At 67.7% G+C, this 21,796-nt stretch carries 18 protein-coding genes and 1 pseudogene; 5 read left to right on the top strand and 14 right to left on the bottom strand.

What is annotated here, in order from left to right; translation table 11 throughout:
• Positions 1-6: 6 nt before the first annotated feature.
• Entirely contained in the window at positions 7-1,374 is a 1,368-nt protein-coding gene (locus ACIBH2_RS18075) for a flavin-containing monooxygenase (protein ID WP_397118732.1), read from the bottom strand.
• 112 nt (positions 1,375-1,486) lie between these two features.
• Here ACIBH2_RS18075 and ACIBH2_RS18070 point away from each other — a divergent pair, with 112 nt between their 5' ends.
• A complete protein-coding gene (locus ACIBH2_RS18070) occupies positions 1,487-2,125 on the top strand; it encodes a TetR/AcrR family transcriptional regulator (protein WP_397118730.1) in 639 nt (212 codons plus the stop codon).
• A gap of 358 nt (positions 2,126-2,483) precedes the next feature.
• Here the strand turns inward: ACIBH2_RS18070 and ACIBH2_RS18065 are convergent, their stop codons facing one another.
• The 8 genes and pseudogenes from ACIBH2_RS18065 to ACIBH2_RS18030 all read right to left on the bottom strand — a co-directional run bounded on the left by ACIBH2_RS18065 (position 2,484) and on the right by ACIBH2_RS18030 (position 11,872).
• Entirely contained in the window at positions 2,484-2,888 is a 405-nt protein-coding gene (locus ACIBH2_RS18065) for a nuclear transport factor 2 family protein (protein ID WP_397118728.1), read from the bottom strand.
• Positions 2,889-3,029: 141 nt separating this feature from the next.
• Positions 3,030-3,224 carry a hypothetical protein gene (locus ACIBH2_RS18060; RefSeq protein ID WP_397118726.1) on the bottom strand — a complete coding sequence of 65 codons (195 nt, stop codon included), beginning with the start codon at positions 3,222-3,224 and terminating at the stop codon, positions 3,030-3,032.
• A gap of 183 nt (positions 3,225-3,407) precedes the next feature.
• Entirely contained in the window at positions 3,408-4,226 is an 819-nt protein-coding gene (locus tag ACIBH2_RS18055) for a sirohydrochlorin chelatase (protein WP_397120846.1), read from the bottom strand.
• Between the two features lie 257 nt (positions 4,227-4,483).
• Positions 4,484-5,623, bottom strand: a pseudogene (locus ACIBH2_RS18050) (uroporphyrinogen-III synthase); the annotation flags it as partial.
• Entirely contained in the window at positions 5,620-6,018 is a 399-nt protein-coding gene (nirD, locus tag ACIBH2_RS18045) for a nitrite reductase small subunit NirD (protein ID WP_397118724.1), read from the bottom strand. The gene nirD and the pseudogene ACIBH2_RS18050, both read right to left, overlap by 4 nt.
• Before the next feature lie 67 nt (positions 6,019-6,085).
• Positions 6,086-8,638 carry a nitrite reductase large subunit NirB gene (nirB, locus tag ACIBH2_RS18040; protein ID WP_397118722.1) on the bottom strand — a complete coding sequence of 851 codons (2,553 nt, stop codon included), beginning with the start codon at positions 8,636-8,638 and terminating at the stop codon, positions 6,086-6,088.
• 28 nt (positions 8,639-8,666) lie between these two features.
• Positions 8,667-10,142 (bottom strand): nitrate/nitrite transporter, encoded by a 1,476-nt coding sequence (locus ACIBH2_RS18035; protein ID WP_397118720.1) that lies wholly within the window; start codon positions 10,140-10,142, stop codon positions 8,667-8,669.
• 443 nt (positions 10,143-10,585) lie between these two features.
• Entirely contained in the window at positions 10,586-11,872 is a 1,287-nt protein-coding gene (locus tag ACIBH2_RS18030) for a CynX/NimT family MFS transporter (protein ID WP_397118718.1), read from the bottom strand.
• A gap of 65 nt (positions 11,873-11,937) precedes the next feature.
• Between ACIBH2_RS18030 and ACIBH2_RS18025 the strand changes: the two genes are divergently transcribed.
• From ACIBH2_RS18025 to ACIBH2_RS18015, 3 genes are all read left to right on the top strand, one after another.
• A complete protein-coding gene (locus tag ACIBH2_RS18025) occupies positions 11,938-12,609 on the top strand; it encodes a FadR/GntR family transcriptional regulator (protein ID WP_397118716.1) in 672 nt (223 codons plus the stop codon).
• A gap of 181 nt (positions 12,610-12,790) precedes the next feature.
• Positions 12,791-14,260, top strand: coding sequence for an MFS transporter (locus ACIBH2_RS18020; RefSeq protein ID WP_397118714.1), 1,470 nt, complete (start codon positions 12,791-12,793; stop codon positions 14,258-14,260).
• Between the two features lie 93 nt (positions 14,261-14,353).
• Positions 14,354-15,748, top strand: a complete 1,395-nt coding sequence (locus ACIBH2_RS18015) for an MFS transporter (RefSeq protein WP_397118712.1) — start codon at positions 14,354-14,356, stop codon at positions 15,746-15,748.
• Here ACIBH2_RS18015 and ACIBH2_RS18010 read toward each other — a convergent pair.
• From ACIBH2_RS18010 to ACIBH2_RS18000, 3 genes are all read right to left on the bottom strand, one after another.
• Positions 15,745-16,596: a TIGR02569 family protein gene (locus tag ACIBH2_RS18010; RefSeq protein WP_397120844.1), complete on the bottom strand. Its 852-nt coding sequence runs from the start codon at positions 16,594-16,596 to the stop codon at positions 15,745-15,747. The two genes, ACIBH2_RS18015 and ACIBH2_RS18010, sit on opposite strands and share 4 nt — an antisense overlap.
• 192 nt (positions 16,597-16,788) lie before the next feature.
• Positions 16,789-17,973 (bottom strand): adenylyltransferase/sulfurtransferase MoeZ, encoded by a 1,185-nt coding sequence (gene moeZ / locus ACIBH2_RS18005; protein WP_397118710.1) that lies wholly within the window; start codon positions 17,971-17,973, stop codon positions 16,789-16,791.
• 146 nt (positions 17,974-18,119) lie between these two features.
• Positions 18,120-19,103: a DUF3152 domain-containing protein gene (locus ACIBH2_RS18000; RefSeq protein WP_397120842.1), complete on the bottom strand. Its 984-nt coding sequence runs from the start codon at positions 19,101-19,103 to the stop codon at positions 18,120-18,122.
• A 446-nt stretch (positions 19,104-19,549) separates the two neighbouring features.
• Between ACIBH2_RS18000 and ACIBH2_RS17995 the strand changes: the two genes are divergently transcribed.
• Positions 19,550-20,215 carry a TetR/AcrR family transcriptional regulator gene (locus ACIBH2_RS17995; protein WP_397118708.1) on the top strand — a complete coding sequence of 222 codons (666 nt, stop codon included), beginning with the start codon at positions 19,550-19,552 and terminating at the stop codon, positions 20,213-20,215.
• An 88-nt stretch (positions 20,216-20,303) separates the two neighbouring features.
• Here ACIBH2_RS17995 and ACIBH2_RS17990 read toward each other — a convergent pair whose 3' ends face one another.
• Positions 20,304-20,531: a DUF3107 domain-containing protein gene (locus ACIBH2_RS17990; protein ID WP_397118706.1), complete on the bottom strand. Its 228-nt coding sequence runs from the start codon at positions 20,529-20,531 to the stop codon at positions 20,304-20,306.
• Positions 20,532-21,090: 559 nt separating this feature from the next.
• A complete protein-coding gene (locus ACIBH2_RS17985; RefSeq protein ID WP_397118704.1) occupies positions 21,091-21,786 on the bottom strand; it encodes a ferritin-like fold-containing protein in 696 nt (231 codons plus the stop codon).
• Positions 21,787-21,796 lie beyond the last annotated feature (10 nt).

Below are 21,796 nucleotides of genomic sequence, written 5' to 3'. Positions count from 1 at the left end.
CGCCTCCTAGATCTGCACCGCGGCGCGGGCCTTGACCGGCAGTTCGTAGCCATTGGCGGCGGCCCGCTCGGCGCCGCGCGCCATCTCCTTCACGAGATCGCGCACATAGGGCTCGAATTCGATCTGGATGGTGTGCCGCGGCGAGTTGTAGTACCGCGAAGTGCGCCGAGCCTCGGCCGCGCGAATATCGGCCTCCATCTCGGCCCGCGACGGGAGGTGGTAGTTGCCGGTCAGATAGGCGGCCACCAGCTTGGACTGCTGTTCGGCGAAGTTCACCAGCGTCGGAAGCGGCTGTGCCAGACCGAGATAGAACAGATTGTTCACCCCCGGCTTGATCATCTGCCGGAACAGCGGGAAGAGGTTCTGCTCGTCGGGCTTCAGCTCCGGATCGCTGAAGAACGGGAAGGAGATGTGATATCCGGTGGCGCACAACACCACATCCACCTCCTCCACGCTGCCGTCGGCGAAATGCACCTTGCCGCCGTCGAGTCGGGTGATGGCGGGCTTGAAGGTGATATCGCCACAGCCCGCCCGATGCAGGAACTCCTCACTGGCCGAGGGATGCGCCTCGAAGGGCAGGTGGTCGGGCTTGGGCAGGCCGAAATCCTCCATGCGGCCGCGGTTCTTCACCACGAACCGCTGTTTGAGCTTGAGCCCGAGCTTGGCGGGCATCCACCGGGGCATGGACGCTTTGTCGCCGACCTTGCCGTTCACGTACTTGGGCAACACCCACACGCCGCGGCGGGCGGAGAGGTAGAACTTCGACGCGATGAACCGCTGCGAGAGCTCGGTGGCGATATCCAGGCCCGAATTGCCCATGCCCACCACCACGATTCGCTTACCCCGCATGTCGACGGGATCGAACGGATCGTTGTAGGCGTGCGAATGCATGAGGACGCCGTCGAACTCGCCCGGGTAGTCCGGCATGCGCGGATCCCAGTGGTGACCGTTGCAGACCACCAGCGCGTCGTAGATCTCGGTGCGGCCGGTATCGGTGGTGATACGCCACAGCCCGTCCGAATCACGCTGCGCGCCAGTGACCTTGGTATTGAAGATGATCTTCTCGCGCAGCCCGAAGTGGTCGACGTAATCCTTGAAGTACCGCAACAGCTGCGAGTGGTGCGGGAAGTCGGGCCACTCGGCGGGAGCCGGATAGTCCTCGAAGGCCAGCCGGAATTTCGAGGTGTCGATGTGCAGGCTCTGATAGCAGGCCGACATGCCATTGGGGTTCTTGAAGTACCAGTTGCCGCCGACCTCGTCGGAGGCCTCGTAGCAGTCGAAGGGGATGCCGTACTCGGCGAGCCGCTTGGCGGCGGTGATTCCGGACGGTCCCGCGCCGATGACGCACACCCGGGGCAATTCACGTGTATCCAATGCACTCTCCCTGTTCGGCCGTAGGTCGCACGGGCCGGACGTGATCCGACACACACGCTAACACTCGCTAGACAGTGCGTCTAGTGAGTGAACGTGCGTCTATCATTGGGGCGTGACCCGGACCGATGAGCAGCCACCCGACAGCACGCGGCGCACGTCGCTGCGCGACGAGCAGAAGCGCCTCACTCGCAGCCGGTTGATCGAGGCGTCCAAACAGCTGTTCATCACCCAGGGCTACGCGCAGGTGCGCGTCGACGACATCGCCGCGGCGGTGGGCTGTTCACGCGCCACCTTCTACCTGCACTTCACCGGCAAACCCGATGTGCTGCGGGCAATCGCCGAACAGGGCACGCTGCCCAGCGTCCAGCATTTCTACGAGGATCTCGACCATGTGCTCGACAGCGGTTCGCGCGCGGAGTTCGCGGCGTGGATGCGCCGGGCCATCGAATGGTTCCAGGAGTACAAGGATCTGCTCCCCGCCTGGGACGAGGCCACGGCACTGGAACCGGAGTTCCGGGAGGTGGCACGCGAGGGCATACTCGCGCTGCCGAATGTCATGACCTCGTACCTCTCCCGCTGGCCCGCCGACCATCAGGACGAGGCCAAACTGCGGATCGAATTGCTGGTGGCGCAATTGGAGCGGTTCTTCACGCGCTGGGCCATGCAGGGCACCATCGACGTCTCGGCCGAACAGGCGGCGGCGGTGCTGACCGATATCTGGTTTCCGGCGTTACAGACGCCCGAGGCCTGACCGACCCACCGTGCCAGTGAATTCCCCGCTGCCGCCACGGTACTCGCCCGGCGGTCCGCGACCTGCGCTGACACAAATGGTCAGTCCTCGAGTCGGCACGCATAGTCATTGTCGGGCTACCGCTCTCGCGACAGAATGAAGTGCCTGGCAATCGCGTCGCGCAGTGCTGTTTCGGACGCTCGCGCGGCGCGCCCGGCCGCGCCTCGACACCGAGGTCGGGGCGCGATCCGCTCTCCCTGCTCGAGCGGAACCCGGATGTCTGGTGCCGCCGATGAACCGAGCCGCCCAAACTCGCTCCCGGCGGCACCAGACCTCGCGGCCAGGCATCCCTCGGCCTGGCCGCGAACTATCGGCGTCGCTACTTCGGCAGCGCGGTGGTGCGAGCGCGCGCGAGTTCCCAGAATGCCCGCAGCGCAACGATTTTGCCCTCGCAGTTCACCCGATAGGTGAACGCGCCGTCCACCTCCACGGCGACGCCGTCGCGCACACTGCGAATGGCGCCGACGAAGGCCACCTCGTCCCCGCAGGCGTAGGAATCGGTGAACCGGAACTCGATCGCACTGCGCGCGATCGCCTTGTCCCAGAACGCCGCGATGGCCTCCCGGCCGAGATGCCCCTCCCCCGCCGGGTCGTAGGGCGACACCCCGATCGGATCCTCCACGCGCGCGTCGGGGGCGAACAGGGCCAGCCATTCGTCCTTGCGTTTACCGCGCACCGCGGACTGGGAGGCGAGACCGGCGAGGCGTGCGGGATGTTCGACCATCCCGCCATCCTCACCGGGGAGTCATGGTGTGGGCAGCGCCGTTCCGCCTGGCGGACACGCGATTCGGCTCACCGATACCCGCCATTGACGCTCGGTGATCGGTCTTCGTCCGCTGGTGGATCGGGCTCCCGGATGCGGCCGCTAGCGCGGCGGGCTCTGCGTGGCCGGGCCGTCGAGGATCTCGCGGCATTCGGCGGCCGTGTGGCCCTCCTGAATGCAGTTGGCCCAATCGATCTGGTCCTGCACCCACGGGTCCGGCGGGGCGGCCGTCGCGGGGCTGAGGGTGGCCGCCAAGCAGGCCAGGAACAGTCCTGTGGTGGCTGCGAACTTCTTCATATGCCGTCCCCTCCCGATATTCGACTGCACGTTCGTGATCAAGCCTGCCACCGTTGGCCCGGCGAAGGCCAATAGACGATGCACACCGGTACTCGAATGTGTTCGATGCGCTGGGGGTCGGCGCGATCGGGCCAGCGCGCGAACACCTGACACCCTTGCGACCCGGGCTATCGAAAGCGCAGGTCAGGCGACCCGGGCGGCGGTGAGCGTGCGCGCCGCGGCGCGATAGCGGTCGGCGATGAGCCGGACCACGGCGGGGTGGACGCCGATCGGGTCGGCGACGCCGTCCGCGCCGCAGGCGTGCAGGCGCTCGTGGAACAGGCCGTGCGCGAGCAGATAGGAGGCGATGAAGACGCGGCGCGCACCGGCGCGGCGGGCCTCGGCCACCACCTCCGGGACGCGCGGCTCACCGGTCGCGATATAGGCCAGTCGCACCGGACTGCCGATCTGCTCGGCCAGCAGGCCGGTGGCGCGGCGCACATCCTGGCGCGCCCGGGCATCCGACGAACCGGCGGCGGCGAAGACCACCGCGTCACCGGGCCGCCATCCGGCCGCGCGCAAGCGCATGCGCATGATCGCGGCCAAGGCCGGATCGGGACCCATCGCGTGGGTGACCGCGACCGCTGCGTGCTCGCTCGCGGCCACCTCTCGCGGCACATCCTGATACACGTGGTAGCCCGAGGCCAGGAAGGCCGGAACCACCACGGCGGGAACGGAATCCAGATCGCGCAGCACCTCGGCGGGCGAGGGGCCGAGCACATCGACGAAGGCGGTGCGGACGCGCGGCGGAACTCCCGCGGGGAATTCGCACGATGGTGCCGATGCGGCCCCGAAAACGGCATCGGCACCAGACTCGGGGGCGCTCGAAGCGCCGATTCCGGTACGCCCCGGCGTCGCGGCCCCCAGCTCGCGCGCCACGGCCTCGGCGAGCGTGGCGATCATCTCCACGCCCTTGGTGCTTCTGGTGCCGTGCGCCACCAGGACCAGCGCGGGGGTGCTCACCACGCCCCCAGCGTGGGTGCGGGGCGCGTGGCGCGCACCGGCGTGCCGGAGCCGGTCACCGGCGGCAGACCGGACTGCGCCACGGTGGCGGAGCGAGCCGGAATGGGTTGGCGCGCAGCGGAGGTCGGAGGCAGGTCCACACCCGGAGTGCGCGGGGTGCCGGGTATGCGCGTCGGGAAGTCCTGGCGCGCGGCGGTATTGCTGACCCGGCCCGAGAACGGCTGGCGGGCAGGCGGATTCGGCGCGGCCGGACGGGGATTGTCGATGCATTCGGCCGGGTCCAGCGCCAGCCGGTAGCCGCGCTTCACCACGGTCTGGATGGCTTTCGGGGTACCCAGACCCGCGCGCAGGCGGGCGATGGCGGTCTCCACGGCATGGGTGTCGTCACCGCCGCCGGGCAGCGCGGCCAGCAGATCCTCGCGCGAGACCACGCGTCCGGGCTGACGGGCCAGGGCGCGCATGAGCGCCATCGGCGCGGGGGCGAGCTGACGCACCTGACCGTCCACGACCACGCACGCGCCGCGCACGCTCAGATTGTGTCCGGCCGCGTGAATTCGGTTGGCGCGCCGGGGCAGTTCCTCGGCCACGTGCCGAGCCAGCGCACCGAGGCGGGCCCGCCCGGGCATGGAGGTGGGCACGCCCAACTCCTCCAGCGGCGCGGCGGTGATGGGACCCACGCAGGCGGCCAGCACCCGCCCGCGCAGAGCGTGCAGCACCGCCTCGAGCAGTCCGGTCTCCTTGGCGCGCATGAGCAGTGAGGCCACGGCGGGCGCACTGGTGAAGGTCACGCAGTCCAGCGCCGAGGTCACGATGGCCTCGATGAGCCGGTCCATGGGCGTGCGGTCCTCCGGCGGCACCCACCGGTACACCGGCACCGGCACCACATCGGCCCCGGCCATGCGCAGCACCTCGCAGAAGTCCGGCACCGGCTCCCATTCGGTGGTGGCGCCGTGCAGCTGCACCGCGATGCGCACCCCTTCGACGCCCTGGGCCAGCAGATGATCGAGCACCTCGGCGGAGGACTCCGAGGCGGGCGACCACTCCTCCCGCAGTTCGGCGGCGCGAATCGCGCCCTTGGCCTTCGGTCCGCGCGCCAGCATGCGGGTGGCGGCCAGCGTCTCGCGCAGCTCCTCGGCCAGCCCCCAGCCCTCGGCGGCCTCCATCCAGCCTCGGAAACCGATACCCGTGGTGGCCACGGTGATCTGCGGCGGCTCGGCCACCAGCTGGCGCGTCACCCGCTCCAGCTCGGTGTCGTCGGAGAGCGGAATAATTCGAATCGCCGGTGCGGTAACGCAATTCGCGCCCCGGCGGGTGAGCAGGGTGGCCAGTTCGTCCGCGCGCCGCGCGGCCGTGATACCGACCGTGAATCCGGCGAGCGGGGTGTCGAGCTCGGTCATGCCGTACCGCCGTTGACTTCCAGCGGCTCGTTGGACACCCCGACCACACCATCCACCACGCGCACCGCGTAGACGGGCAGCGACATCGAGGCGTCGTCCATACACTGCCCGTCGAGCAGCGAGAAAGCCTGCTTGAGCAGCGGCGACGCGACGACGGGCACCCCGCCGCGGTCACCGACGATGCCGCGCGACATCACCGCCGCCCGCCCGAAGGGGTCGATATTGCCGACGGCGTAGAGCGCACCGTCCTCGAGCAGGAACAGCGCGGCCTGCCGACCGCCCTTCAGTAGAACCGCCACGCCGCGGCCAGGAATCAGATAATCCAGTCGGCAAGCCTGTGTCCACCCCGAGACGGTGGTGGGGACTGCGGTGCCGGGTGTGTCGATCACGGTCATCGGTAAATCTCCTCCGAACGGCCTGTACCTATTGGTACCGGCGTCCTGTTTCCATGCGGTTAAGCAATCATTTCCCCGACGTGGCGGATGGAGATCCCACTGCGATCTCCGGCATACCGAGCAGCACCGGCACCTTCCGCTCGCCGCTGTCGTCGAAGGAAATGGTCGGATCGGCCTCTTCCGGCGCGTTCACGAAGGACACGAACCGGGAGAGCTTCTCCTCGTCGTCGAGCACCGCGGCCCATTCGTCGCGGTAACCCTCGACGTGCTTGGCCATGGCGGCCTCCAGCTCGTCGGCGATGCCCAGGCTGTCGTCGCACACGACCGCCTTCAGGTAGTCCATCCCGCCCTCCAGGGCCTCCTGCCAGGGCGCGGTGCGCTGTAGTCGGTCGGCGGTGCGGATGTAGAACATCAGGTAGCGGTCGATGTACTTGATCAGCGTCTCGTCGTCGAGATCACCGGCCAGCAGTACCGCGTGCTTGGGCGTGAGACCGCCGTTGCCGCCGACGTACAGGTTCCAGCCGTGCTCGGTGGCGATGACGCCGACATCCTTGCCGCGCGCCTCCGCGCATTCGCGGGCACAGCCGGAGACCGCCAGCTTGAGCTTGTGCGGGGAGCGCAGGCCGCGGTAGCGCTTCTCCAGCAGCACCGCCATGCCGACCGAATCCTGCTGGCCGTAGCGGCACCAGGTGGAACCGACGCAGGACTTCACCGTGCGCAGCGACTTGCCGTAGGCGTGACCGGATTCCATCCCGGCCTCGACCAGACGCTTCCAGATCAGCGGCAGCTGCTCCACGCGCGCGCCGAACAGGTCGATGCGCTGACCGCCGGTGACCTTGACGTAGAGGCCGAACTCCTTGGCCACCTCGCCGATGGTGATGAGCTGCTCGGCGGTCACCTCACCACCGGGCATGCGCGGCACCACCGAGTAGGTGCCGTTCTTCTGCAGGTTGGCCAGGAAGTGGTCGTTGGTGTCCTGCAGCGCGGCCTGCTCGCCGTCGAGAATGTGATCGCTCGAGGTGGAGGCCAGAATCGAGGCGACGGTCGGCTTGCAGATATCGCAGCCGGATCCCTTGCCGTACTTGGCGATCAGCTCGGTGAACTTGCGGATGCCGGTGGACTGCACGATGTGGAACAGCTCCGCGCGCGACTGCGAGAAGTGCTCGCACAGCGACTTGGAGACCTCCACGCCGGACTGCTCGAGCAGCTTCTTGAGCATGGGAACGCAACCGCCGCAGGAGGTTCCGGCATTGGTGCAGCTCTTGATGGCCGGGACATCGCACGCGCCCTCGGCGATGGCCCCGCAGATCGAACCCTTGGAAACATTATTGCAGGAACAGATCTGGGCATCGTCGGGCAGCGCGTCCGCACCCAGTTCGGCACCGGCCGGGGAGATGAGCGCGGCCGGATCGGCGGGCAGCGGGCGGCCCACCAGCGGGCGCAGGGCCGAGTACTGGGTGGCGTCGCCGACCAGCACACCGCCGAGCAGGGTCTGCGCGTCATCGGAGACGACGAGTTTGGCGTAGGTGCCCTTGGCGGCATCGTGCAGGACGACCGAGAGCGCGCCCTCGGTGGTGCCGTGCGCGTCGCCGAAGGACGCCACGTCCACGCCGAGCAGCTTCAGCTTGGTGGACAGGTCCGCGCCCGGGAATTCGCCTGCGCCGCCGAGCAATCGGTCCGCCACCACCTCGGCGGTGCTGTAGCCGGGGGCGACCAGGCCGTAGCAGACACCCTCGACGGCGGCGACCTCGCCGATGGCGTAGATGTTCGGGTCCGAGGTCCGCAGGCTCAGGTCGGTGATGACACCGCCGCGCGGGCCGACCTCGAGTCCGGCGGCCTTGGCGATCTCGTCGCGCGGACGGATACCGGCCGCGAAAACCACCAGGGCGGCGCGCAATTCGCTCTCGTCGGAGAAGGTGACCTTCAACCGCTCGGCGACCGGCGCGTCGGCGTCGGCCTCGATGGAGGAGGTGCCGACGCCGGTGTGCACGTGCAGGCCCAGGTCGGTGACGAGCTTCTCCAGGACCGCGCCGCCACCCTGGTCGATCTGGGCGGGCATGAGCCACTTGCTGAACTCGACCACGTGCGGGGTCATGCCGAGCATGCGCAGGGCGTTGGCCGCCTCCAGGCCGAGCAGACCGCCGCCGACCACCACGCCGACCGCGCCGGGACCCGCGGCCTCGGCGGCGGCGCGAATGCCGTCGAGATCCTCGAGGGTGCGGTAGACGAAGGATTCGGGCACGTCGTGGCCCGGCACCGGCGGCACGAAGGCGTAGGAGCCGGTCGCGAGAACCAGTGCGTCGTAACCGATCACGTCACCGGTCGAGGTGGTGACCTTGCGGGCCGCCTTGTCGATGGCCTCGGCCTTCACGCCGAGCTTGACCTCGACGAGATCGTCACCGGCGTACTCGTTGCCGGGCAGCGCCAGCGCCGAGGATTCCCAGAGCCCCACGTAGGAGGACAGTCCGACGCGGTCGTAGGCGGGCAGCCGCTCCTCGCTGAGGACGACGACCTGCCAGGTCCCGGCCTCGTCGCGGGAGCGCAGCGCCTCCACGAAGCGGTGGCCCACCATGCCGTGGCCGACCACCACCGCGGTCTTGCGTTCGACTGTGTTCGTCATGACAGTCCTTTCGGGGGATGGGATCGGATCAGGCCCGGCGGGACCGGGAAGTGGTTGCGGTCGAGGCGGATTCGGCCTCCAGCACGAAGGCTTCGGCCTCGGCCACCACATCGGAATCGGCGGTGTCGAGGGTGCGCAGGCTCGGGCGGCGCAGGAAGACGGTCCAGCAGACCGCCGCGCACACCACGTAGAAGGCCAGGAACACCCAGAACGCGGTGGTGGCGGAGTTGGTCGCGGAGTAGGAGGAGCGCAGCACCAGGTTGATGCCGACGCCGCCGAGTGCGCCGATGGCCCCGACGAATCCGATGAGCGCGCCCGAGGTGTTCTGCGCCCACTGCGCGCGGGTCGCCGAATTGCCTTCCAGGCTGCGGGATTTCGCCTCGAACACGGAAGGGATGATCTTGGTGACCGCGCCGTTGGCGGTACCGGAGATGACGAACAGCGCCACGAATCCGAGAATCATGGCCACCAACACCGCGCCGGTCGGGCGGCCCGCGCCGTCACCGACGGTGCTCGCGATGGCCACCACCGCGGTGGCCGCCGTCATCGCGCCGAACATGTACAGCGTCACCCGGCTGCCGCCGATCCGGTCGGCCCACTTGCCGCCGTAGGGGCGGGCCAGCGAACCGAGCAGCGGGCCGATGAAGGCGATCGACGCGGCGTGCAGGGCGGCCTGCGCGGCGCTCGCGCCACCGGCCTTGAAATTGATCTGGAGCACCTGGCCGAAGGCGAAGCTGTAGCCGATGAACGAGCCGAAGGTGCCGATGTAGAGGAAGGCGATGGCCCACGACTGCGGCACCTTGAGCGCCGTGATCATGAAGGACAGGTCGGCCTTCTGGTTCTTCACGTTGTCCATGAACAGCGCCGCGCCCAGCGCCGCCACCACGACCGCGATCAGGTAGACCACGCACACCAGCGAGGCATTGCCGTAGGCGTTGCCCAGGGTGGCGATGACGGCCAGACCGATCAGCTGGATCACGGGGACGCCGATATTGCCGCCACCCGCGTTCATGCCCAGGGCCCAGCCCTTGAGCCGCTGCGGGTAGAAGACGTTGATATTCGACATCGACGACGAGAAATTGCCGCCGCCCAGGCCCGCGAACGCCGCGATGACCAGGAAGGTCGTGTACGAGGTGCCGGGCTGGTTGATGAAGTACAGCGTCAGCAGCAGCGGAACCAGCAGCGCCAGCGCGCTGAAGATGGTCCAGTTGCGGCCGCCGAACTTGGCCGTGGCGACGGTGTAGGGAATCCGCATGAAGCCGCCGACCAGGGTGGGCACCGCGCCTAGGAAGAACTTTCCGGCGGTGTCGATGCCGAACACGTCGGTGGGCATGAACAAGACCATGACCGACCAGATCGACCACACCGAGAATCCGATGTGCTCGGCGAAGACCGACCAGATCAGATTGCGCTTGGCGATGTCCTTGCCGCCCGCCTCCCAAGCGGCGACGTCCTCGGCATCCCAGTGCTCGATGTCGTGTTTGCGCGTGAGCGTGCTGAACAAGGGGCCTCCTGAAATCTGGATAGCCCCAAGGTAGGAAACGGGTATTGCCGCAATGCTGCCCCAAATGACCGGCAAATCAACGGTTGCTCACGATTCCCCGGATTCGGCCGTGAGAATCTCGATCATGTTTCGCCCATGTGACACAGGCGTTTCCGTGTGTGACAGCCCACAGAAAATGGAAATCGCCGACCGTGAGGTGAGATCGCAGTCACAAGCTAAGCGAATACCTCACGAGTCGGCAACTCGAGCCGTGAAATTGCCCCATTCCCCCTCTCGTCCCCCGTTGCTGACGCAACGGGGGACGAGAGGGGGAATGGGGAGGGAACGTTCCCCATTGCCGACGCGCGCGCCGAACCTCTGGGTCGCACGCCCGTTTCTCAGGCAACGCGCCGACCCCATCGGTGGCGTGCCCGTTGCTCCGGCAACGGGCACGCGCCGGGGATCTAGTTCCAGGAGTCTTCGAGCATGCGGGGTTTGCAGGCTTGCCAGGCTCCGGCCATCATCACGAAGACGGCGACCGTGAGCATGATGAAGGGGATTCCCCAGCCGCCGGTGGCGGAGTGCAGCAGGCCGAACAGGACGGGGCCGATGCACGCCACGGAGTAGCCGACGCCCTGGGTGAAGCCCGACAGCGACGCCGAACCGGCGGCGGTGCGGGTGCGCAGGTTGATCAGGGTCAGGGACATGGGGAAGGTCGACGGGCCCAGGCCGAGCAGCAGCACCCACAGCAGGGTGGCGTGCATGGGCGCGGCGAGCAGACCCACGAAGCCGACGAAATAGCAGAGGGCACAACCGATCACGACGGGGAACGGATTCGCCACGCGACCCACGATCAGCGGTGCGCCCAGCGCGGCCACCAGACCGATGAGCGCGAAGATGCCCACCATGCTGCCGCCGTAGGCGAGCGAGGCCCCGGCGTCGTGCAGGATCGTCGGCAGCCAGGTGAACACCGAATAGGTGATCAGCGAGGTCATACCGAACATGAAGGCCATACCCCACGCGACGGGCGAGCGCCACGGCTTGCCGGTCGTCTGCTGCTCCGGCGGCAGCGCGGTCACATCGGCCTTGGCGTGTCCGCGGCGATCGCGCAGCACACCCAGCCACGGCAGCGCGGCGGCGAAACCGAGCAGCGCCCACAGCCCCAGCGAGATGCGCCAGCCGTGCGCCTGCGCCACCGGCACCGCGACCATGGCCGGAATGACCGTGCCCAGCTGCACCATGACGATGTACACCGAGCTCAGCAGCGCCAGCCGATCCGGGAAGTAGCGCTTGACCAGCGGCGGGATCACCACATTGCCGATACCCATACCGGTCAGCGCGAGCGCCGAGAAGGTCAGCAGTTCCCAGGTGTCGGGCACCAGCGCGCGAATCGCGGAGCCGGTGCCGGTCATCACCATGGCGATCAGCGCGGTCGACTCCAGGCCGAAGCGCCGCACCAGCACCGGGGTGAGCAGGCCCGCGATAGCGAACATGGCCGTCGGCAGCATGCCGAAGACACCGATGACAGCCGTGGAGTAGCCGATGCTCTCGCCGATCTGGGTGGCCAGCGGCGTGAAGGCGGTGACGGCTACGCGCAGGGTGAGCGCGGACATGATGATCGCGGCGAGAACGAGTAGGCGCCCCTCGGTGAGGCGGCGCTTGGTGCGGAGCTGCTCGGTAGTGAGTCGGGTGCTCGTCTCGGTGGTCGTGGTTCTCGCCTTTGCGGTCGTCTCATCCAGGGTCGCGGACACCGAGAAATCATAGGATGACCCGATGATGTGATGCAAAGAATGTGAGGCACGGTACGCTGTCAGGCGTGCAACCAGTCCGGCGCACGAGCTTGATCGCCCAGGTGACAGATCAGCTTCGTGCCGAAATCCGTTCCGGCCGTTGGCCCGTCGGCTCCCGCATTCCCACCGAACCGGAGCTGACCGAGCTCACCGGCACCGGCCGCAATACCGTGCGCGAGGCCGTCCAGGCCCTCGTCCACGCTGGCATGCTGGAACGCCGCCAAGGCTCCGGAACCTATGTGATCTCCAACTCCAATCTCGGCGGCCAGCTCAGCCAGTACTTCGCCGACGCCCAGGAACGCGATGTGCTCGAACTGCGCCGCGCCCTCGACACCACCGCCGCCGCCCTGGCCGCGCAGCGCCGCGACGAGAGCGATATCGCCGAGTTGCGGCGACTGCTCGCCGAACGCGGCGGACCGTGGAACGACACCAATCCGGTCGCCATCGAGGCCGATCTGGCCCTGCACCGCGCCATCGTCGCGGCCAGCCACAATGCGGTGTATCTGGAGTTCTACGATTCGCTGCTGCCGGTCATCGAGGCGGGAATCCGTTCCCGGACAGCCAAATCCAGCTGCTCCTTCGATGCCGAGCACGCCGAGATGGTGGAGGCGGTCATCGCGGGCGATGCGGAGCGCGCGGCCCGTGCGGCCGAAGGTTTCCTGTCCGCCCTGCTCGCGGAGTACCCCGACAGCAGGTAACCGAGATGTCACCACGGTGCGCCGCGACCGGTGAGCGGGAATTACTCCGGTTGTCACCGAAAGCGACAGGGCCGTAACGGCTGATTCGTACCGTAGATGCGACCGCTGAAACTCCGGAATTTCGTTATCCGCGTCCGGAGTTCGCGATGAGGGCCGGTCACATCTCGAGAGGAATCCGCCCATGGCATCCACCGCCGCGCCGGAAAAGACCGAATTCCACCACCAGACCCGGGGCCGTTGGCTCGATTACTGGGAACCGGATAATGAGGAGTTTTGGGAGAAAGGCGGCAAACAGACCGCCCGGAAGAATCTCATCTTCTCGGTATTCGCGGAGAATCTCGGATTCAGCGTCTGGGTTATCTGGGGCAGCATTGTCACCGCCATGGGCGCGGCCGGATTCGAATTCCTCGCCGGACTCGGCAAGGGCAATCCCGTCGCGGTCAGCAACGCGCTGCTGCTGACCTCCACCCCCACGCTGGTCGGCGCGGCCCTGCGCATTCCCTACACCTTCGCCATCCCGCGCTTCGGCGGCCGCGCCTTCACCATGTTCAGCGCGGCCATGCTGCTGCTGCCCACCCTGGGCGTCGCGTACTTCATCAACCAGCCGGGCACCCCACTGTGGGTCTTCGTGCTGTTAGCCGCGCTCGCGGGCGTCGGCGGCGGCAACTTCTCCTCGTCCATGGCCAATATCAACTTCTTCTTCCCCGAGGGGAAAAAGGGTGCGGCCCTTGGCATCAACGCCGCGGGCGGAAATCTGGGCGTGGCCCAGACCCAGCTGTTCGTCCCGCTGATCATCACCCTCGGCACCCATATCTTCGCCAAGGATCCCGGCGGCTACCGCTTCGGCATCACCCTCGCGGTGCTCATGTGGATTCCGTTCATCCTCATCTCCTTCTTCGGCGCGATGCGGTACATGGATTCCATCACCGGCGCGAAGTCCGACGGCAAGTCCTATCGGCTGGCGCTCACCAATCGGCACACCTGGGTCATGTCGGTGCTCTACATCGGCACCTTCGGCTCCTTCATCGGCTTCTCCTTCGCCTTCCCGACGCTGCTCAAGGCCAATTTCCCGAATCTGGCCAATATCGGCTGGATGAGCACCATCGGCAATCTGGCGTTCCTCGGCGCGCTGGTGGGGTCGATGAGCCGACCGTTCGGCGGCTTCATCTCCGACAAGCTCGGCGGCGCGAAGATCACCCTCTACGTCTTCCTCGGCATGTCGATCTCCACGCTGCTCATCATGGCGGCGCTCGCGGCCAAGAGCTTCCCGCTCTACCTGACCGCCTTCCTGCTGCTGTTCGTGCTCACCGGCATCGGCAACGGATCCACCTACCGCATGATCCCGTCCATCTTCAGCGCCGAATCCAAGCGTCGCGCTTCGGAATTCGGCCTCGACCCGGCGCAGGCGCTGGTCTCGGCCAAGCGGCAAGCCGGTGCGGCCATCGGCGTCATCGGGGCGATCGGCGCGTCGGGCGGCTGGCTGGTGCAGCAGGCGCTGCGCCTGTCGAACATCAACTTCGGCAGCATGAATCCGGCGTTCACCGCCTACGCCGTGGTCTTCCTGGCCATGGGCGCGGCGACCTGGTGGTTCTACCTGCGCAGCTCCTTCGCCGTGAGCCGGGTGCCCTCACTGGCCTACGCGAACGTGTAAAGGACTGTCACAGCGCCCGTCCCGTCGTCCGGCGGGGCGGGCGTTTCGGCGTGTCCGGACAGTCCTCGGGCGTGTCGCTGGCAGGGTGGCGGCATGGCACAACCGTCGCGCTGGCTGGTGTTGGTGATCTGCTGCACGAGTCTGCTGATGGTCGGCCTCGACACCACCGCGTTGAATGTGGCGCTGCCCGATATCCAGCGCGAAATGCACGCCTCCATCGCCGGATCGCAGTGGATCATCGACGCCTATACGCTGGTGCTGGCCTGCCTGCTGCTGTTCAGCGGCTCGCTCGGGGACCGGATCGGGCGCAAGACGGTGTTCATGACCGGGCTCGCACTCTTCGCCTCCGGCTCGCTGGCCTGTAGTTTCGCACCCTCCATCGGCTGGCTCGTGGCCTTCCGGGTATTGCAGGCCGTCGGCGGCTCCATGATGAATCCCGTTGCCATGGCGATCATTACGAATGTCTTCCCGGACAGTCGGGAACGGGCCAAGGCCATCGGGGTGTGGAGCGGGACCATCGGGGTGAGCACCGCGGCCGGGCCGGTGGTGGGCGGCTATCTGGTGGACCGGATCGGGTGGGAGGCGATCTTCTGGATCAATGTGCCGGTCGCCATCGCCGCGCTGGTCGCGACCGCGCTGTTCGTGCCGAATTCCCGTGCGGCACAGCCACGCCGGTTCGATCCGGTCGGACAGGTGTTGGCCGCCGGGCTCCTCGGGCTGCTGGTGTTCGCCATTATCGAAGGGCCGCACCGGGGTTGGGGTTCGGTGGAGGTGCTCGGCTCGTTCGCCGGATCCCTGGCGTGCCTGGTCGGATTGCTGAAATACGAAGCGCGCCACCCGGAACCGCTCATCCCCTTGGACGCTTTCCGGTCCGCGCCGTTTCGGGGCGCGTGCGAGATCGCGGTCTTGGTGTTCGCGGCGCTGGGCGGGTTCCTGTTCCTGAACACCTTCTATCTCCAGGATGTGCGGGGCAGCAGCCCCATGCAGGCCGGATTGCAGTTGCTGCCCATGGCTTCGGCCATGTTCGTCTTCGGGCCGGTCTCGGGGCGGATCGTGGCGCGGCACGGCGCACGGCCCGCGCTGCTCATCGGCGGCGTGGTCGCCACCGTGTCGATGCTGTTGCTGGTGGCCAACTTCCACCACCACACGGCGCTGCTGCTGATCTGCGCCTACGCGCTGTTCGGCGCGGGCGACGGCATGATGAACACGCCCATCACCCATACCGCGGTCTCGGGGCTGCCCGCCTCGCGCGCCGGAGTCGCCTCGGCGCTCACCGGCACCTCGCGCCAGGTCGGCCAATGCCTGGGCGTCGCCATCGTCGGGTCCATCATCGCCAGTCACCCGGAGGCTTTCACCTCAGCCGACGGGTTCACCACGCCCGCCACCATCGGCGGGCTCACCCTCGCGGGCTTCTGCCTGGCGGCGCTGATCGTCAGCGCGATCACCACCCGCAAGGCGGTCATGCCGAAGACGAGTGAGCGGGTCTAGAGGATCAGGCGGATCATATCGGCGGTGCGGGCCAGGCCCGGGAACGCTTCCGGGGTCGAGCGCGGGTGCAGGGCGTGCACGGCCAGGCGGAACATGACCGCGCGCACCAGCATCTGCGACCACTCCGGCAGCGAGGCCCAGCGCTCCAACAGTCCGTCGTCCGCGCCGCCCCAGGACAGCGCGTCCACCACGATCACCGCGGCCGCCCAGGACGGGGGCCGCCAGTAGGGGGTGATATCGGTGAGGCCGGGTGCGAAATTGCCCGAGAACAGCACGGTTCCGAACAGATCCCCGTGCACCAGCTGCGGCGCGGCGGTCACCGGTTTGCGGAAAGTGGCCAGCTGCCCGATCAATTCGAGGCTGCGGTCGCCGTCGGGCGAGGTGGCGGGGAGCATGCCGCCCACCTTGAGGCTGCGCAGCGGCACGGCCTCCCAGGCGGCCCGATCCGCGGCGACGAAGACATCCACATCCACCCATGGGGCGATGGGCGGCTGCACCAGGAAGCGCGGGCGTTCCAATTCGGCCGTCGCCTGGTGCAATCGCAGCGATACCGACACCACCTCGTCGTGTCGCGGCTCCGGCACGCCTTCCAGGTAGGTGTCCGCGCGCCAGCCGCTCACGACATAGCGCCCGTCGGTGGCGCGCACCGGGCGCGCCAGGCGCAGCCCGTCCACGCGCAGGCCCTCGCGCACCTTGGCCGACCAGGCCGCGCGGGCGTGATCGGTCACCGGGCTCAGCACCACATCACCGCAGCGCCACCCGCCATCCCAGGTCCCGAGCGGAACCGGCATCACCTCGCGCAGCCCGAAGGTCGCGCGCACATGCTCGGGAGGTTCCACAGCAGTCATGGTCACGCGCGTACGGTACCGCCGCAACGGAACACCGATCAGGAGCCACACCGCACACACCGCCCGGTCGGATCCCTACCGCAATGCCACTGTGACCCGCAGTCCCCGCCGACCGCCCGAATACATCGCGCCCGGTGCGATAACCGCACCGGGCGCGAAACCACGACGTTGTGGCTCTGGGTTGTGGACCCGTCAGTACACGGGCAGAGACTTGTCGACCTGGTTGGCCCAGGCCACGATGCCGCCTTGCAGGTGAGTCGCGTCGGAGAAGCCCGCCTGCTTCAGGGCCGCGAGGCAGTCCGCGGAACGGATACCGGTCTTGCAGTGCAGCACGATCGGGCGGTTCTGCGGGAGTTCGGCCAGCGCCTCGCCGGAGAGAATGCGGTCCTTGGGAATCAAGGTCGCGCCGTCGATGCGGACGATATCCCACTCCACCGGCTCGCGGACGTCGATGATGGCGACGTCCTTGCCCGCGTCGAGCATGTCCTTGAGCTCGCGCGCGGTGATGGTGGAGCCGATGGCGGCGGCCTGGCCCTCCTCGGACACCACGCCGCAGAAGGCGTCGTAGTCGATCAGTTCGGTGATCGGCTGGCGGTCCGGGTCGCGGCGCAGCTTGATGGTGCGGTAGGTCATGTCCAGTGCGTCGTAGACCATCAGGCGGCCCAGCAGCGGGTCACCGATACCGGTCAGCAGCTTGATGGCCTCGGTCACCATGATCGAACCGATGGAGGCGCACAGCACGCCCAGCACGCCGCCCTCGGCGCAGGAGGGAACCATGCCCGGCGGCGGGGCCTCCGGGTACAGATCGCGGTAGTTGATGCCGCGGCCGTCGGGGGCGTCCTCCCAGAAGACCGACACCTGGCCCTCGAAGCGGTAGATGGAGCCCCACACGTACGGCTTGCCCGCCAGCACCGCCGCGTCGTTGACCAGGTAGCGGGTGGCGAAGTTGTCGGTGCCGTCGACGATCAGGTCGTAGCGCGAGAACAGCTCCACGGCGTTGTCGGGCTCGAGGCGAATCTTGTGCAGCTCCACGGTGATTCCGGAGTTGATCTCCAGAATCGAGTCGCGGGCGCTGTCGGCCTTGGAGCGGCCGATATCGGATTCGCCGTGAATGACCTGGCGCTGCAGATTGGAGGCGTCGACCTCGTCGAACTCCACGATGCCGAGGGTGCCCACACCCGCGGCGGCCAGGTACAGCAGCGCCGGGGAGCCGAGCCCGCCCGCGCCGATCACCAGCACCTTGGCATTCTTCAAACGCTTCTGACCGTCCACACCCAGATCGGGAATGATCAGGTGGCGGCTGTAGCGGGCGACCTCGTCCCGGGTCAGCTCCGCTGCGGGCTCGACGAGCGGTGGCAGGGACTTGGTTGACGACACGTCCTGGACTCCTCGAATCGAATTCACCGATCACGCCTACCGCGACGGCGGTGGCACCCCTTGTGCAACGCGGCGGACCGGGGCGTTCTTCCCAAGCCTAGGGCAGGGCGGCGGGGTCCCGATGTCAGGGGCGAGCCCGGCCGCGATCACCCGCGCGGATACGGCCAGGGGTTGAAGCGGCACTTCTTGCCGTCCATCGGCACGACGCCGTCGGGATCCAGCGCGGCGATCTCGTTGTTCCGGGTGCCGAAGGTCTGCTGCATCATGACCGGCGCGAGGCCGCCGTCGGTCTCGCACGCCTGATGTTCGTGGTAGCCGATGGCGTGGCCGACCTCGTGGTTGACCAGGTACTGCCGATAGGAGCCGATATCGCCTTCGAAGGCCAGGGCTCCGCGCACCCAGCGCACCTCCGACAGCACCACGCGGTCGAGGCCGGAGTTGTAGCACGAGGAGTCGATGGGAATTTCGAATCCGCAAGTGGTGCGGGTGGTTTCGCGGGAGGTCAGCGAAACTCGGAAATCCGGTTCGCCGGAATCCACACGGCGGAAGGCGAATCGCGAATCATGGGTCCAGCTCTTGGGATTGGCGAGCGTGGCCTCCACCATCTTGGCCACCGAATCGTCACCGCCGATACCGGAAGTGTCCATACCGTCCTCGATTTCGACGGTGTAGTGGAAGACGTGGTCGGTGCCGGTGCCCACCTGGGCGCTGGTGCCGGGGACGATATGCCAGGTGCCCGCCCCGGTCACCGCGTAGGGGCCGCCCTCGGGTAGCGCGCCGGTGGGCAGGTCGGCGGCGAATTTCCCATCGCCCTTGGGTGGGGCGCCGATCACCTCGGTGCCGTCGGAGCGTTCGCTGAGATGGCCGAAACCCGGTGCCATGCCGACGCTTTCGCCACCACCGCGCACCGCGTCGAACACCACGAGCACGGTCACCATCAACAGGACCGGCAGGGCATAGGCGCGCCAGCCGTAGCGGGAGACGAAGCGGCCCAGCGCGCTCTGTTTCTTGGTTTCGCGCTGTGGTCTCGAGCGCGTGCCCTCGGGGAGGGCGGTGGGGTCCCAGCGGGCCCGCAGCGGTTGGTGCGGGAGCGGGCGGGGCTCCTCGGTGTCAGGGTCCCTGGACGCGATGGTGCTCTCTCCGGTGTAGAGGCCGAGCGGATCGTAAACGGGTCCGCTCGGCTTACCTCTGCGATTCGAGCCGCCGATCGCCGTACGCGGCGCAGTAGCTCCCACGGGGCGTGAATCGCGCCCGCCGGAATATCTGCCCCCATGGTCGGTCACGCTATCCAGAGTCTCACAGTGCCGCGATCGGCTCTCGGGGGCCGGGTGGGTGCCGAGGATTGCTGCGACATATCTCACGGAGATATTGCGGCATGTGTCACAAAGCGGTAGTCCTGCATGCAGACTGTGATGCGCCTCCCATAATCGAGGCATCCGAACGCGCCGCGTTCGACAACATTCAGCACACCAAAATTCGGAACCAGGATCGGCACCGGGGGCCTGAGCGAGTATCGTCCATGAGATACCCCCCGGCGCACATCCTTCCCGCCGGTAATCGACTGGGAGATCGGAAAATGACAGACCTCGTGGACCGGATGACCGCGCGCCGCGCGTCGTCCGAGGCCATGGCGCCGAGCAAGCGCGGGACACGCCTGCCCCGGGAGGCCCGCCGCACTCAGCTACTCGCCGCGGCCAGTGAGGTCTTCGTGCTGCGCGGCTATCACGCCGCGGGCATGGATGAGATCTCGCAGTGCGCGGGCGTCAGCAAACCCGTGCTGTACCAGCACTTCTCGAGCAAGCTGGAGCTGTACCTCGCGGTCCTGCAGAACTATGTGGACGCGTTGGTGTCGAGTGTGCGCCAGGCGCTGCGCTCCACCACCAGTAACAAGCAGCGCGTAAGGGCCGCCGTCCAGGCGTATTTCGACTTCGTGGACCACGAAACCCAGGGCTTCCGACTGGTATTCGAGTCCGACCTCACCAGCGAGCCGCAGGTGCAGCGGCGGGTGGAGCAGGCCACCGAGGCGTGCGTGGACGCGGTCTTCGACCTCGTGGCCCACGACTCCGGTTTGGACCCCTACCGCGCTCGTGTGCTCGCCGTGGGCCTGGTCGGGGCGAGCCAGTTCAGCGCTCGCTACTGGCTCGAGGCCGATCGACCGATTCCGAAGGAAGAGGCGGTCGACACCACCGTCGCGCTGTGCTGGGGCGGTCTGAAGCACGTCCCGCTGCACCCGATCGACTGAACACCCCCTACTCGAACAATTGCCCCGTTGGGATTCCCAACGGAGCAATTGTTTTCACGAGGCGAGGGCTACCCGCCGGGCGCACCGACTAGACGGTGGCGAAGCCGACCCGTCCGCTGGTCGGCGTGCCGATCTCGACGTAGGCGACCTTGCTGGCCTGGATCAGGTACTTGCGGCCCTTCTCATCGGTCAGCGAAACCACCCCGGCCTCACCTTTGAGCGCACCGGCCACCAGCGCCTCGACCTCTTCGGGAGTCTGCGAGCTGTTGATGAGCAGTTCCCGCGGGCTATCCGAAATACCGATCTTGACCTCCACGGCCAACCTCCGAACGTAGTGTCCTGTGCTGTCCCGACCAGGCTAATGCAGCCCCCCTCCCCCCGGTCAGCGACCGCCCTGCGCTCACAGCGAAACCGGCTCTCGAATCTCGCGCCCCGCCGCCTGACGGCGGCGGGGCGCAGAGGGAATGAACGAGAGAACGGCACGCCCCGGCCCAGCCTGCACGTCGGAGCACGGCGACGACCGCAGCCGCCATTCAGCAGCCGAACGGAGCGGGACCAACCAGGCAGCAGCGCCAACACCTGCGACACCACAAAGGCCAACGCGGGCATCAGGCCCCAACGCGAGCGGCACCACCAACGCCAACGCGGACATCAGCACCAACGCGAGCGGCACCACCAAAGCCAACTGGGGCATCAGCGCCAACGGCAGCCGGGGGACTGTAGCGGCGGTGCCTAGGTTGCGGCGGGGCGCTTCCCCACTCCACGGCTTTCCCCGCTGCCATTGGCAACCGCGTACTTCGGCGGCGGGGGTCTTCCTCCCCTTTTCACAGCTGTGCCCCGCTGCCGTCAGGCAGCGGGGCACGGGAAAGCAGAGTTCAGCCCAGGCCGAGGACTGCCATGCGTTCGGCGTGGCTGCTTTGCATGCGCTCGAAGAGGGTGGCTATGCCGTTGAGGTCGCCGGTGGCGGTGAGGACGAGGTCGGTGAGTTCGTCGCGTTGGGCCATGACGTATTGGGCTTGGGTGATGGCTTCGCCGAGGAGGCGGCGGCCCCAGAGGGTGAGGCGGTCTCGTTCGGAGCGGTTTTGGGCTACCGCGGTGCGGACTTCCTCTACGACGAATTCGGAGTGGCTGGTCTCCTCGAGGACGTCGCGGACGATCTCGGAGATCTCGGGGGTGAGCGCGCCCGCGATCTCGGTGTAGAAGTCGGCGGCTATGCCGTCGCCGACGTAGAACTTGACCATCGACTCCAGCCAGGTCGAGGGGTCGGTGGAGGCGTGGTAGGCGTCCAGGGCGCGCACGAAGGGGGCCATGGCGTCGAACACGTCCACGCCGCGCTCGGCGAGCGCGTTCTCCAGGGTGGTGAAATGCCCCATCTCGGCGGCGGCCATCTTGGCGACGGCCACCTTGCCGCGCAGGGTCGGCGAGAGCTTCGCCTCCTCCGCCAGTCGATAGAACGCGGAGATCTCGCCGTAGGCGAGCACCGCGAACAGATCGATCACACCCGGATCGTCCGCGGCGACCTTGCCCGAGTCCTCCGAAACACCCAGCGCGGCAGACGTGTTTGCTCCCATGACCTACACC

Origin of the sequence: Nocardia sp. NPDC050406, from assembly GCF_044459025.1 — a bacterium.
In the GTDB taxonomy this organism is placed as follows: domain Bacteria; phylum Actinomycetota; class Actinomycetes; order Mycobacteriales; family Mycobacteriaceae; genus Nocardia.
This window is presented reverse-complemented; position numbering and strand designations above follow the sequence as displayed.